At 63.0% G+C, this 14362-nt stretch carries 12 protein-coding genes; 11 read left to right on the top strand and 1 reads right to left on the bottom strand.

Annotation, left to right across the window (positions count from 1 at the left end):
• Positions 1 to 127: 127 nt before the first annotated feature.
• Entirely contained in the window at positions 128 to 1663 is a 1536-nt protein-coding gene (locus NKH57_RS06105; RefSeq protein ID WP_352942610.1) for a sigma-54-dependent transcriptional regulator, read from the bottom strand.
• Between the two features lie 175 nt (positions 1664 to 1838).
• Between NKH57_RS06105 and NKH57_RS06110 the strand changes: the two genes are divergently transcribed.
• The 11 genes from NKH57_RS06110 (at position 1839) to NKH57_RS06160 (ending at position 14285) form a co-directional block, all read left to right on the top strand.
• Positions 1839 to 3671, top strand: a complete 1833-nt coding sequence (locus tag NKH57_RS06110) for a M3 family oligoendopeptidase (protein ID WP_502907265.1) — start codon at positions 1839 to 1841, stop codon at positions 3669 to 3671.
• A 363-nt stretch (positions 3672 to 4034) separates the two neighbouring features.
• Positions 4035 to 4814, top strand: a complete 780-nt coding sequence (locus tag NKH57_RS06115; protein WP_352942612.1) for a helix-hairpin-helix domain-containing protein — start codon at positions 4035 to 4037, stop codon at positions 4812 to 4814.
• Positions 4815 to 5029: 215 nt separating this feature from the next.
• Positions 5030 to 6175, top strand: coding sequence for an aminodeoxychorismate synthase component I (locus NKH57_RS06120; RefSeq protein WP_352942614.1), 1146 nt, complete (start codon positions 5030 to 5032; stop codon positions 6173 to 6175).
• Positions 6124 to 6786, top strand: a complete 663-nt coding sequence (locus NKH57_RS06125; RefSeq protein ID WP_352942617.1) for an aminotransferase class IV family protein — start codon at positions 6124 to 6126, stop codon at positions 6784 to 6786. Before NKH57_RS06120 ends, NKH57_RS06125 begins: the two co-directional genes overlap by 52 nt.
• A gap of 14 nt (positions 6787 to 6800) precedes the next feature.
• Positions 6801 to 7088 carry a YciI family protein gene (locus NKH57_RS06130; RefSeq protein WP_352942620.1) on the top strand — a complete coding sequence of 96 codons (288 nt, stop codon included), beginning with the start codon at positions 6801 to 6803 and terminating at the stop codon, positions 7086 to 7088.
• Positions 7085 to 8023 (top strand): heme-dependent oxidative N-demethylase family protein, encoded by a 939-nt coding sequence (locus tag NKH57_RS06135; RefSeq protein ID WP_352942622.1) that lies wholly within the window; start codon positions 7085 to 7087, stop codon positions 8021 to 8023. The genes NKH57_RS06130 and NKH57_RS06135 overlap by 4 nt, the downstream gene beginning before the upstream one ends.
• 128 nt (positions 8024 to 8151) lie before the next feature.
• The gene (locus NKH57_RS06140; protein ID WP_352942624.1) at positions 8152 to 9597 is read left to right on the top strand and encodes a homospermidine synthase; all 1446 of its coding nucleotides are present in this window, start codon (positions 8152 to 8154) and stop codon (positions 9595 to 9597) included.
• Positions 9598 to 9784: 187 nt separating this feature from the next.
• Entirely contained in the window at positions 9785 to 10162 is a 378-nt protein-coding gene (omp10, locus tag NKH57_RS06145; protein ID WP_352942626.1) for an outer membrane lipoprotein Omp10, read from the top strand.
• Positions 10163 to 10348: 186 nt separating this feature from the next.
• On the top strand, positions 10349 to 12337 hold the full coding sequence (locus NKH57_RS06150; protein ID WP_352942628.1) for a 5'-nucleotidase C-terminal domain-containing protein: 1989 nt from the start codon (positions 10349 to 10351) through the stop codon (positions 12335 to 12337).
• 136 nt (positions 12338 to 12473) lie between these two features.
• Positions 12474 to 13538, top strand: a complete 1065-nt coding sequence (gene hemH / locus NKH57_RS06155) for a ferrochelatase (protein WP_352942630.1) — start codon at positions 12474 to 12476, stop codon at positions 13536 to 13538.
• Between the two features lie 66 nt (positions 13539 to 13604).
• Positions 13605 to 14285, top strand: a complete 681-nt coding sequence (locus NKH57_RS06160; RefSeq protein ID WP_352942632.1) for an NAD(P)/FAD-dependent oxidoreductase — start codon at positions 13605 to 13607, stop codon at positions 14283 to 14285.
• Positions 14286 to 14362: the final 77 nt, after the last annotated feature.

Here is a 14362-nt window from a genome sequence, read left to right on the forward strand (position 1 = left end):
GCGTGGAACACGATCTGTTACCGTCAGCCTTAATGCGTGAACAGCGCTGTCCATGGGCCCGCCACAATCCGCCAACGGCCGGTATACGGCCTGTTGTGGCATTGCAGACTGGTGCCGAGCTTGTGCCTCAGGAAGCGAGCCGGTCGACTCGGCCGGTCTCAGGGTCGATGCCGTATTCCTTGAGCTTGCGATAGAGCGTCGAACGGCCGATGCCGAGTCGGCGGGCGACTTCGCTCATCTGGCCGTTGTAGTGATCGATGGCGAGCTTGATCATCTCGAATTCGACATCGGCCAGAGCGCGTACATTGCCGCGATCGTCGAGCGCCCGCAACGTGCCGAAGCGAGGCGGCAACCTGGCCGGCGAATTGGACTCGGTTGCCAAGCTAACCTCGCCGGGCAAAGCTTCTTCTTCGTCCCCCTCCGGAGGCAAGGACGGCGACAGCGCAGCGCCGTCGGTGTCGAGGTTGACGGTGCCTTCCACCTGCGCCCGGATCTGCGGGAAGTCCTCCGTGGTCAGCAAATCACCTTCGCAGAGCACAGAGGCCCGGAAGACAGCATTTTCGAGCTGCCGGATGTTTCCGGGCCAGTCATAGGCCTGCAGCACGGCGAGCGCAGCGGCCGAAATGCCTTGCAGGCGATGACGCGGGTCGGCCGGCGCCACCTTGTCCATGAAATGGGTGACCAGGTAGGGGATGTCGTCGCGGCGGTCGCGCAGCGGCGGCACGAAGATCGGGTAGACGTTCAGCCGATAGAACAGATCCTCGCGGAACTTGCCGTCCTTGACCTGCTGCAGGAGGTTGCGGTGCGTCGCCGAAATCAGCCTGATGTCGACCCTGACGGTCGAGCGTCCGCCGACCGGGTCGACCTCGCCGTCCTGCACGGCGCGCAACAGCTTGACCTGCACGTCGAGCGGCAGGTCGCCGATCTCGTCGAGAAACAGCGTGCCGGAATGCGCTTCGACGAATTTTCCGGTGTGCTTGTCGGTCGCGCCGGTGAACGAGCCCTTCTCGTGGCCGAACAGGATCGATTCGACCAGATTGTCGGGAATGGCGCCGCAATTGACGGTGACGAAGGGTTTCGAGCGGCGGTCGCCGCTGCCCTGGATGGCGCGCGCCACCAGCTCCTTTCCGACGCCGGACTCGCCCTCGATCAGGATCGGAATGTTGGATACCGCCGCCTTCTGGCCAAGGCGGATCACCCTGTCCATGGCCGGGCTGTGCGTGATCATGTCCTTGAAGGTCAGAAGACCGCTGCGCCGGCGCGACGTGCGCTTGACCTCGCCCTCGACGGCCTCGACCTTGAGCGCATTGCCGATCGACGCCTGCAGTCTGTCCGGAGACGCCGGCTTGACGACGAAATCGAAGGCGCCGTGGCGCATCGCCGAGACCACGGTCTCGATGCCGCCCTGGGCGGTCTGTACGATGGTCGGGATATTTATGTCGCGCTCGCGCATCGCCTTCAGCACGCCGATGCCGTCGAGACCGGGCATGACCAGGTCGAGGATGACCACCGAAACCTCGCGGGCGCTGGGCCCGTCGAGGACATCGAGAGCAGCCGCGCCGCCATCGACGACGATGGCCGTGTAACCGAACCGTGTCACCGCCGCTTCGAGCAGCCGGCGCTGCACGGGATCGTCATCGACTATGAGTATGGAACCTGTCATGACTGGTATGACTGCCCGCCCGAGGAATTCTGCCCTGTGGACCATCTTGGCACAGGGTTCTAAATAAGGTTTCAAAAAACCCGGTGAATGAATTCCTTAGGATTTGACCGGCTTCTCGTTTCCCCCTGAACCTTGGCCACGGAAGGTGTCGGCAATGCACATGGTCTCTGGGCACATGGTTTCTGCTCGGCAGCTTGCGGCGCCAGCGTCCGGTCAGGGCGCGGCCGAGCTTGGCGACCTGCCGGAATGGAATCTTGCCGACCTCTATGCCGGCATGGACGCGCCGGAACTGAAGCGCGACATCGCCAAGGCCGCCACCGATGCGATCAGCTTCGAGAGTCGCTGGAAGGGCACGCTGGCCGCCGAGGCCGAACGCGGCGGCGCAGGCAGGCTGGGCGAGGCGCTTGTCGCCTACGAGGCTCTGGAGGAACTGATCGGCCGAATCGTGTCCTATGCGGGGCTGGTCTATGCCGGCAACACTGCCGACCCGCAGCGCGCCAAGCTCTATGGCGACATCCAGGAGAAGATGACCGACGCCAGCGCGCATCTTCTGTTCTTCGCGCTCGAACTCAACCTGATCGACGATGCCGCCATCGAAGGCGCGCTAACCGGTGATCCGGCATTCGGCCACTACCGGCCTTGGGTGCTCGATCTGCGCAAGGACAAGCCCTACCAGCTCGAAGACCGTGTCGAGCAGCTCTTCCACGAAAAATCTATCACCGGACGCGGTGCCTGGAACCGACTGTTCGACGAGACGATGACGGATCTTCGCTTCGACATCGACGGCGAGGAACTGACGCTGGAGCCCGCGCTGAACCGGCTGCAGGACGCCGATGGCGAGGTGCGCCGCCGGGCGTCCGAGGCGCTGGCCACGACCTTCCGCAAGAATTTGCGCACCTTCACATTGATCACCAACACGCTGGCCAAGGACAAGGAAATATCGGACCGTTGGCGCGGCTTCGAGGACATTGCCGACTCACGCCATCTCGCAAACCGCGTCGAGCGCAGCGTGGTGGATGCCCTTGCGTCCGCCGTTCGCGATGCCTATCCGCGCCTGTCGCACCGCTACTATGCGATGAAGGCGCGCTGGCTGGGCATGGAAGCGATGAACCATTGGGACCGCAACGCGCCGTTGCCGGACACGCCTCAGGCGATCATCGGCTGGAACGAGGCCAGGAACACTGTGCTGTCCGCCTATCAGCGCTTTTCGCCAGACATGGCGGAGATCGCGCGAACCTTCTTCGACCGCAACTGGATCGACGCGCCGGTGCGTCCGGGCAAGTCGCCCGGCGCCTTCGCGCATCCGACCGTGCCGTCGGCGCATCCCTACGTGCTGCTCAACTACATGGGCAAGCCGCGCGATGTGATGACGCTGGCGCATGAACTTGGCCATGGCGTGCATCAGGTGCTGGCCAGCGGCCAGGGCGCGCTGATGGCCTCGACGCCGCTGACGCTGGCCGAGACCGCGTCCGTCTTCGGCGAGATGCTGACCTTCCGCTCACTGCTCGACCAGACCACGGACAGGCGCGAGCGCAAGGCCATGCTCGCCCAGAAAGTCGAGGACATGATCAACACGGTCGTGCGCCAGATCGCCTTCTATGAATTCGAGCGTAAGGTGCATGCCGAACGCAAGAACGGCGAACTGACCTCTGACAGGCTCGGCCAGTTCTGGCTCGAAGTGCAGGCCGAAAGCCTGGGGCCGGCGATCAAGCTGCGCGAAGGCTACGAGGTGTTCTGGACCTACATCCCGCACTTCATCCATTCGCCCTTCTATGTCTATGCCTATGCCTTCGGCGACTGTCTGGTGAACTCGCTCTATGCCGTCTATCAGAACGCCGAGCGCGGCTTTCAGGACAAGTATTTCGAAATGCTCCGCGCCGGCGGCACCAAGCATCATTCGGAGCTTCTGGCGCCCTTCGGGCTTGACGCCACCGACCCCGCCTTCTGGCAGATCGGGCTTGGCGTCATCAGCGGCCTGATCGACGAGTTGGAAGTGCTCGACACTTGAAATGCGTCCCGCAGGCGTCGCCGAACAGTTTAGCCCGAATGCATGTTGGTATCGCTGTATTCTTGCTCTAAATATCTGTTCTTGAAGTACTCTCCATCGAAGTTTTTCAGATAGCTTTCCACAAGCTCTATGATAGCCTTCGCTCCAAGCTCAGCCGGAGCGCATGCGGATCGGCGAGGAAATATCTCAGCCGGCCGTAGCGCTCAGGCGAACGCGACGATGGCCGTTGGCCATGGCAAGCAAGGCCGATTGCCGACAGCTCGAACCGAAGCCGGCTGTTCTGCGAACCGCGGAACCACCATCGAGTAGTCCTTCGCCGAAGGTCATGACCCCACGGCAGACGGATCTGACTGGAGAGAGACAATGGGCACTTTTTTCTACATGCTCCTGGCATTCCTGGTAGGCGTGCTTGTGGGCTGGTTCCTGTGGGGCCGCCTGCGCGGTGATTTGGACAGCTTGCGTGGCGACGTCGACCGCACCCGTAGCGAGCGCGACAGACTGCGCGCCGACAGCGACCGGCTGACCGCTGAACTCGATGCATGCGGCAAGACTCGCGCCGACCTTGAGCGCCGGCTGCGCGACGCGCAGGCGACGCCCGCTGCCAGTGCCACGACAAACGCCGCCCCCTCGGCCCTGATGTCGCAACCTTCGACGGCCAAATCCGCGCCCACAAAGCCGGCGCCTGCCAAGCCGGTGGCCGCAAAGGCAGCCCCTGCAAAGGCGGTGGCTGCGAAATCGGCGGCGCCAAAGCCGGCAGCGTCGAAACCTGCGGTCAAGCCCGCGGCGAGCAAGCCGGCAGCCGCGACCTCGGCGGCCAAGAGTTCGACCGCACCAAAGGCAGCCCCGGCCAGGAAAGCCGCACTGGCACCTGCCAAGCCGGCATCCGGCAAGCCTGCCAATCTGCGTCGGCTGATCGGCATTGGGCCGGTCAACGAGAAGCTGCTCAAGGCGCAAGGCGTCACCAGCTTCGCCCAGATCGCCGGCTGGACAGCCGCCGATATCAAGCGGATCGAGGACGTGATGAATTTCGACGGCCGCATAGCACGCGAGCGCTGGATCGAGCAGGCGAAGCTGCTCGCTGACGGCAACGAGAAGGAATTCGCCAAGCAGTTTCCAACTGCTGGAACCGCCAGCAACACCTGATTGTCAGGCAATAGCTGAAGATTGCAAACGGCGGCGCCAATCCTGCGCCGCCGTTTGCTTTTGGCCCTTGGGTTTGCCCGGAGTCGACCCGAAGGTCGGCCCAAGGTCGGCCCAAGGTCGGCTTTGAGTGGCAGCGTGCCGTTCCCTCGATTGCGCGCGAGCGGCCCCCCATATAGAGCGATCGACGGCTTCATTGACCGCAGCATCCGGTGCCCATGTCCCTGCCCGCCGCAATTTTCCGCAACGACGAAAGTGCGCGCCAGCTCGTTTTCGACCGGCCGGCCGATGTCATCGTGGCGCATGAGGCAAAGGATTTCCTGCCGGCGCTGGAAGCAGCGCAAGCCGCGCACGATGCCGGCAAATGGCTTGCCGGCTATTTCTCCTACGAGGCGGGTTATTTGCTCGAACCGAAGCTCGTTCCCTTGCTGCCGGACGGGCGCCGAACTCCGCTCGTGTGCCTTGGCGTTTTCGATGCGCCGGTCGAAGAGGCGGTGCCGCCGCGCAATACCGTGGCGACCAATGGCCCGATCTTCGACGCCCGCGCGACGTGGTCGCCTGAGGATTACGAGAAGCGGTTCTCACGGCTGCACCAGCACATCAGGCAGGGTGATTGCTACCAGGGCAATTTGACCTTTCCGGTGCATGCGCAATGGTCAGGCGACCCGCTTGCCGCCTTCGATGCGCTGACCGAACGCCAGCCGGTAAAATATGGCGCGCTCGTCGCGCTCGGTGAACCCATCGTGCTGTCGCGCTCGCCGGAACTCTTTTTTGAAATCGACGCCGGGGGCATGATCGAGACGCATCCGATGAAGGGCACGGCGCCGCGCGGCGCGACCAAGGCCGAGGACGAACGGCAGAAGATCTTTCTGCGCAATGACGAGAAGAACCAGGCCGAAAACCGCATGATCGTCGATCTCCTGCGCAACGATATCTCGCTGATCAGCGAGGTCGGCACGCTCGACGTCCCGGCGCTGTTCCGTATCGAAACCTATCCGACGGTCCACCAGATGGTGAGCGACGTCAGGGCCAAACTGCTGCCGGGTCTTTCCATCCGCCAGATCTTCGCGGCGCTGTTTCCTTGCGGCTCGATCACCGGCGCGCCAAAGATCCGCGCCATGGAAATCCTGCACGATCTGGAAGGCACGCCGCGCGATGTCTATTGCGGCGCCATCGGCTGGATCGCGCCCGGTGGCACGATGCGCTTTTCCGTGGCGATCCGCACCATCTCACTCTTTTCCGGCGGCGAGGCCGTCTACAATGTCGGTGGAGGCGTCGTCTTCGATTCGACCGCGCAGGAGGAGTATCAGGAGTGTCTGCTGAAAGCGCGCTTCGCTACGGGAACACCGCCAATTTCCAGCTGATCGAGACCATGCGCTGGGAGCCCGGTTCGGGCTTCCTGCGCTTCGATCGCCATCTCGCCCGCCTCTATGGTTCGGCGGCGGAACTCGGCTTCCGCTATGATCCGCAGACGATCGGCGACGTACTTGGCGATGCGGTCAGTGGGTCCGGCACTGCCCTGCGCACCCGCCTCGTCTTGTCGCGCGACGGCGAGGTGACCGCCTCGGCACAACCCTATGAACCGCTCGCCGCTGACAAGGTCTGGGCGCTGCGGCTGGCGCGAACGAGGCTCGATTCGCACGATACGCTGCTGCGCCACAAGACCAGCCGGCGGCAGCTCTACACGCATGCCCGCGCTGAATATCTTATCACCCAGGCGGACGAGGTCATCCTGGCTAACGAGCGCGGCGAAATCTGTGAAGGCACCATCACCAACGTCTTCGCCGATTTCGGCGACGGAGCGCTGGCGACGCCCCGGCTCGACTGCGGCCTCCTGCCTGGCGTATTGCGCGCGGAGCTTCTGGACGAAGGCCGCGCCCATGAAGCGATCTACAGCTTGGACGATCTGAAGACCGCCAGGGCGCTGTTCGTCGGCAACTCGCTGCGCGGACTGATTCCGGCCAAACTTACCTGAGAGAAGCCCAAACAATGTTTGTCGTCTCGCTGAACTACAAGGTGCCGCTGACCGAAAACGACCGCTTGCAGGCGGCGCACGTGGAATGGCTGAACGCCTGCTATGCGGACGGCATCTTCGTTGCCTCCGGGCCGAAGAAGCCGAGGACCGGCGGCATCATCATCGCACGATGTCCGCGCGAGGTGCTCGACGCCAGGCTGGCCGCCGACCCTTTCGCCAAGGCAGGCGCGGCCGAATATGATGTCACCGAATTCCTGGCGAGGATGACCGCCGCCTGCCTCGATCATCTCAAGGAGGCATGAGCTTGGCCGAGGCGCTGCCCGCCCACACGCCTTATGACGGTTCGTCGAAACTCTTCAGCATCGGGCTGAAGCCTCTCAATCCGGCGGACTGGATCGAGGTCGACGATCATCTGCTGCCTTATCTCGCCGAGAAGCGCCGGCTCTACGCGGAAATCCCCGAGCGCGTTTTTGTCGAGGAGGACGGCACGCGGGACGCCCAGCAGGAAGTGCTCGAATTGCTCCGCGCGTATCTGCCCGGGAGATTTCCCGGTATCTATCACCCCACCGATACGGGCATCGAGGCCGTTGATGCCGCGAACCATCCCGCCATTCCTTCCGGTCTGGGCGATGCGCCGCTGGTCACGGCTTCGCTGCTGGTCCAGGAAGACCTGATCCTGATGCGCCGCAGCGACAGCGGCTGGCGGCTTGTCGCAGGCTCGCTGTGCTTTCCCTCTTCCTGGTCGCTTCTCGAAAAGTTCGGCAAGCCGCTGCAGGACATCCACGCCCCGGTGCCGGGTTTCGGCCCGGGCACGCGTCCGGCCGAGCTGATCAACCGCATGTTCGACGGTCTGCAGGGCCAAGCCGTCGAGCGCTACAACTGGTCGATCCAGTCGGGCGACGCGCTCTACCATCCGCTTTCCGACCTGCAGCGCATCGACCGCGCCACGAACCGGCCCTCGCGTTTTCCCGACGGCGACATCGACGCCCATGCCTTCATCCGTGTCGAGCGTCAGACATTGCGAAGACTGCCTGTTACACGCGATATCCTGTTCACCATCCGCATCCATCTCGACCCGCTCGCCGTCCTCGCCCGGCACCCGGATCGGGCGATGCTCGCGGTGTCTTTCGCCGCCCAGCTCGAAGCGCTCGATCTCGCCCAGCTCGACTACAAGGGCCTGACCGCAGACCGCGACCGGCTGATCTCAGTCCTTAACCACATGGCCAATGACGGCTAGCCGCTGGTTGGCGCTTTTCGCTGGTTTGTGACAATGATCTGTGATGTAGCGCATGGCCGCCGGGCAAAGATGCCCGGTTTTGTGTGCGTGTTCCCAGTTTCCTGGGCTTTAAAGGAGTGTTCGATAAAATGGCGACCGAAAACTGGCCCGTTTACGGTGAAATCACCGGCCCTGTCGTGATGATCGGCTTTGGTTCGATCGGCCGGGGAACGCTGCCGATGATCGAGCGCCATTTCCAGTTCGACAAGTCGCGCATGACGGTCGTCGACCCGCGCGACACCGACCGCAAGCTGCTTGACGATCGCGGCATCGCCTTCGTCCAGGAAGCGGTGACCGAGAAGAACTACAAGAAGCTCTTGACGCCACTTCTGACCAATGGCGGCGGTAAGGGCTTTTGCATCAACCTGTCGGTCGATACCGGCTCGGTGGACCTGATGCGGCTCTGCCGCAAGCTCGGCGTGCTCTACATCGACACCGTCGTCGAGCCATGGCTCGGTTTCTATTTCGATGCCGAGGCCGACAACGCCAGCCGCACCAACTATGCGCTACGCGAGGCGATGATCCAGGAAAAGCACGACAAGCCCGGCGGCGCGACGGCGATCTCCACCTGCGGCGCCAATCCCGGCATGGTCTCGTGGTTCGTCAAGCAGGCGCTGGTCAATCTCGCCACCGATCTTGGCCTCGCGTTTTCAGAGCCTGCGCAGGACGATCGCGAGGGCTGGGCCAAGCTGATGAAGAAGGCCGGCGTCAAGGGCATCCACATCGCCGAGCGCGACACCCAGCGCGCCAAGAAGCCGAAGCCGATGAATGTGTTCTGGAACACCTGGTCGGTCGAGGGCTTCATCTCCGAAGGCCTGCAGCCTGCCGAGCTCGGCTGGGGCACGCATGAGAAGTGGATGCCGAAGAACGCCAAGAAGCACAAGGATGGCTCCAAGGCCGCGATCTACCTGGAGCAGCCCGGCGCCAACACGCGCGTGCGCTCATGGTGCCCGACGCCCGGCGCGCAGTACGGTTTCCTGGTCACCCACAACGAGGCGATCTCGATCGCCGATTTCTTCACCGTACGCGGCAAGAAGGGCAAGGTGCACTACCGCCCGACCTGCCACTACGCCTACCATCCCTGCAATGACGCGGTACTGTCGCTACACGAGATGTTCGGCGCCGCCGGCAAGGCCCAGCCTGTGCACCATGTGCTCGACGAGAACGAACTGGTCGACGGCGTCGACGAGCTCGGCGTGCTGCTCTACGGCCACGACAAGAATGCCTACTGGTACGGCTCGCATCTCTCGCTCGCCGAGGCGCGCAAGCTGGCACCCTATCAGAACGCCACCGGCATGCAGGTCACCTCGGCGGTTCTCGCCGGCATGGTATGGGCATTGGAAAACCCGGAGGCCGGCATAGTCGAGGCCGACGAGATGGACTACAGGCGCTGCCTGGAAGTGCAGTCCCAGTATCTCGGGCCCGTCGAGGGCTACTACACCGACTGGACGCCGCTCGATAACCGCCCCGGCTTGTTCCCGGAAGACCTCGACCGGAACGACCCGTGGCAGTTCCGCAACATCCTCGTCCGATAGCGCCCTGCTCGGAATACTCCATTGCCTTGCAATCGCCCGGAAATCGGGCGATTGAAGGGATGCGGACGAGAGCGACGCGTGCCCGTTTGAAGGCACGATGTACGCTCTGGAAACTTGGATGCGCGCATCGTGCTTTCCGAAAATCGATTCCGATTTTTCGGCCGATGCGAGAGGAGAGGATTTTCACATGACTATTGCGCGCAAAGTTCTTTCTATGAGTTTGGCGGGGGCCATTGCGGCGATGCTTGCTGCTTGTGCCACCAGCGGCCCCGACGGACCGCCGATGGCGGCGTCGCCGAAAGGCGTTGAAGGCTCCTGGATCGATGCCAAGGGCACCGGCCTGTCGACCTTCACCGGCGGCACCTTCACGACCGTCGCCACCGACACAGGCCAGAAGCTTGCCGACGGCAGCTACACGATGACCGGTGCCACTTCGGTACAGATCAACGGCACCTCGCTGATCCGCCAGACGCCAGTCAGCTTCAACTGTCTGATGGTTTCGACAAGCCAGCTCAACTGCACCAGCTCCAGCGGCCAGAATTTCGTGCTGACACGACGCGTCTGAACCTGCTGGCATTCGCTGACGAAGGACGGCGGCCGATTGGCCGCCGTCCTTTTTACGCCGGCAAAGTTCCCGGATTTCCGCTTGCGTCATCCGGGACGCGATGGGAACATGGCCAAAGCGCCGACTGTTATGTTCCAGTCAAGCAAGGGCGTTAAAGGCCTCTGATCAGCTTTCCGGGAGACGAAGATGAAGAAGCTTGCTGCCGTTGCCGCCCTGTCCGCCTCAGCACTCGGCCTGTCGGCCGGCGCATCCTTTGCCGACTACACGTTGAACATCTTGCACATCAACGACTGGCACAGCCGCATCGAAGGCAACAACAAATACGAGTCGACCTGCTCGGCCGACGAAGAGACCAAGGGCGAGTGCATCGGCGGCGCGGGCCGGCTGATCACCGCGATCGCCCAGGAGCGCAAGAAGCTGGATGGTCAGAACGTGCTGCTGCTCAGCGCCGGCGACAATTTCCAGGGCTCGCTTTTCTACACGACCTACAAGGGCAAGGTCGAAGGCGAGTTCCTCAACCAGATGAAGTTCGACGCCATGGCGCTCGGCAACCATGAATTCGACGACGGCGAAGCGGCCTTGGCGCCGTTCCTCGACATGATCGAATTTCCGGTGCTGGGTGCCAATGTGAAGGCCAATGCGCAATCCAAGCTCGGCGATCGCGTCAAGCCGTCGATCGTCGTCGAGGTCGGAGGCCAGAAGATCGGCATCATCGGCGCGATCACCAACGACACGCCGGAGCTCGCGTCCCCCGGTCCCAACGTCGCCATCGAGGACGACGTCAAGTCGATCACTGCCGAGGTCGAGAAGCTGAAGGGCGAAGGCGTCAACAAGATCATCGCCGTGACCCATATCGGCTACAAGCGCGAGCGCGATGTCATTGCAAAAATCCCGGGCATCGACGTCGTCGTCGGCGGCCACAGCCATTCGCTGCTGTCGAACACCGACCCCAAGGCTGAAGGCCCCTACCCGACGATGGTCGACAACCCGGACGGCTACAAGGTGCCGGTCGTGCAGGCGGCGTCCTATTCGAAATATCTCGGCGAGTTCAAGGTGGTGTTCGACGACAATGGCGTCGTCAAATCGGCCAGCGGCGACCCCATCTATCTCGACAAGTCGACCACGCCCGATCCGGCCGTGCTCGCCCGCATCAAGGAGCTAGGCGCGCCGATCGAGGCGCTGAAGAACAAGGAAGTGGCTGAGACGACCGACGTGATCGACGGCAGCCGCGAGAGCTGCCGCACGCGCGAGTGCGCGATGGGCAACCTCGTCTCCGACGCCATCCTGGATCGCGTCAAGGGACAGGGCGTCGAGATCGTCATCTCCAATGGCGGCGGCCTGCGCGCATCGATCGACAAGGGCACAGTGACCATGGGCGAGGTGCTGACCGTGCTGCCGTTCCAGAACACGCTGGCAACCTTCCAGATTTCCGGCAAGGACCTGGTGGCCGGTCTCGAGAACGGCCTCAGCCAGGTCGAGGACGGCGCCGGGCGCTTCCCGCAGGTCGCCGGCCTGAAATACACCTTCGACAGATCCGCCGCACCCAATGCCGGCCGCGTCAAATCGGTGGAGGTCATGGAAGGCGGCGCCTGGACGCCACTCAATCCGGACAAGGACTATCTGGTCGCCACCAACAATTATGTCCGCCAGGGCGGCGACGGCTACAAGGTCTTCGCTGACAAGGCGAAGAACGCCTACGATTACGGTCCAGGCCTCGAACAGGTGGTTGCCGACTATCTCGGCGCCCACCGGCCGTACACGCCGAAGCTCGACGGTCGCATCACCGAGATCGCGGCGACCGTCGCGGCGGCACCCGCGGCCGGAGCAGCTCCGGCAATGCCTGAACTTCCGGCCAACTCGGGTGATATCGCCAACACACCGCCGGCCGTATCGACAGAGACAGCGCCAGCCGCGCCTGCCGCACCAGCCGAGCCAGCAAAACCGGCTGAAGCAGCACCGGCTCCTGCCCCGGCGGCACCGGCCGAACCGGCAAAGCCCGCCGAGGCCGCACCGGCCGAAAGCAGCCATGTCATCGTTGCCGGCGATACCTACTGGGATCTGGCGGTGAAGGCCTATGGCGACGGCACCAAGTGGAAAGTCATTTCGGGCGCCAACAAGGGCTATGAGCCGCGCCGTCTTCCGGTCGGCGCAACGCTGACCATCCCGCCGAAATAGCATCGCTTCGATGCCTGAAAGACACCGCCCGCCCGAGAAACCGGGCGGGCGTCCTGTTTTCGAGCTAAGGTGCGGCCAGACGCTCCATTGAAAGCGCCCACAAGATGGTTAGGTTCGCGTCTCCCGGAGAACCCCTATGACGCTATCCACCCCTGTCGATCGCAAGGCCGCGAAGGCACTTGGCCCGTTGCCCGCCGGACATCCGCCGGTCAAGGCTGGCAAGATCGGCATCATGCTGGTCAATCTGGGCACGCCTGATGGCACCGATTTCAAGTCGATGTGGCGCTATCTCCGAGAATTCCTGTCCGACCCGCGCGTCATCGAGCTCAACAGGGCGATCTGGTATCCGATCCTCTATGGCCTGGTGCTCACCAGGCGGCCGAAGACGTCGGGCGCCAACTATGCCCGGATCTGGAATCGGGAGAAGAACGAGTCACCGCTGCGCACCTATACCCGCGGCCAGGGCGAGAAGCTGGCCGAAGCGCTGCGCGACCTGCCCGATGTCGTCGTCGATTGGGCGATGCGCTATGGCAATCCTTCGACCGAAAGCGTTGCCCAGCGTCTGGTCGACCAAGGCTGCGACCGCATTCTTTCATTCCCGCTCTACCCGCAATATTCGGCGACGACCACGGCAACGGCCAACGATCAGCTGTTTCGCGCCTTGATGAAGATGCGCCGCGCACCGGCCATCCGCAGCGTACCGCCTTACTATGACGAACCGGTCTACATCGAAGCGCTGGCGCGCTCGATCGAGCAGCATCTGGCGACGCTTGATTTCGAGCCGGAGGTGGTCATCACCTCCTATCATGGCATCCCTAAACCCTATTTCGAGAAGGGTGATCCCTATTATTGCCATTGCCAGAAGACGACGCGATTGTTGCGTGAGCGGCTCGGCTGGGATGACAAGAAACTGATCATCACCTTCCAGTCGCGCTTCGGCGCTCAGGAATGGCTGCAGCCCTATACCGACAAGACGGTAGAGAAACTCGGCAAGGACGGCGTGAAAGCGATCGCCATCGTCAATCCCGGCTTTTCCGTCGACTGCATCGAGACGCTGGACGAGATCGGCCGCGAGGCGGCCGAGACCTTCCATCATGCCGGCGGCAAGAACTTCGCCCATATCCCGTGCCTCAACGACAGCGCCGAGGGCATGGCAGTGGTCGAGGCGATGGTGCGGCGCGAACTGTCCGGCTGGGTCTAAAGCAATTCCAGGAAAAGTGTGAAACGGCTTTACGTCCGGAATTGCTTCAACAAGAGTTAAGTTAGAGTGGCTCGCCGCTTCCGTGAAGCGGTGAGCCGCTCTGAACCGGCACGTCTCTACGCCCCCGCCGAAGCGATGGCGATCGCGAACAGTGCCGACGCGGTAGTGGTCGCAACCAGGGACGGCCCGGCCGTCACCGCGCAACATGTCGTGCTTGCCACCGGCTTCGAACTGGTCGATATCGTGCCGGCGACTGCCCACCAGATCCGCTCGACCTGGGCGATCGCGACACGACCGCAACCGCGAAAGATCTGGCGGCAGGCAGCCTTCATCTGGGAGGCGTCGGACCCCTACCTCTATATGCGCGCGACGGCCGACGGCCGGGTCATCTGCGGCGGCGAGGACGAGGATTTTGTCGACGAGGCGCGGCGCGACGAGCTGATCGGCGACAAGAGCGCACGCATTGCCGAAAAGCTTGGCCGGATATTTCCGCATCTCGACAACAGGCCTGAATTCGCCTGGACTGGTTCTTTCGGCACCACGACCACCGGCCTGCCCTATATCGGCGCCATTCCCAGCCACCCTCGTATCCATGCCGTGATGGGCTACAGCGGCAATGGCATTACCTTCTCGCAGATCGCTTCCGAGATTGTCTCGGCTTCGATCAACGGGCTGGACGACATGGATGCAAGGCTGTTTTCTTTCAACCGTAAGTCGCAATCCGACAAACAATGCATCATCACCTGATTGTAACGCATCTGAAATACACTTAAGCCTTTGGTGAAGTCGGCTGCGCGAGAATGGCTTGTGCGGCCTTCGTCTGG

The organism is Mesorhizobium sp. M1050 (assembly GCF_040318715.1).
GTDB lineage: Bacteria > Pseudomonadota > Alphaproteobacteria > Rhizobiales > Rhizobiaceae > Mesorhizobium.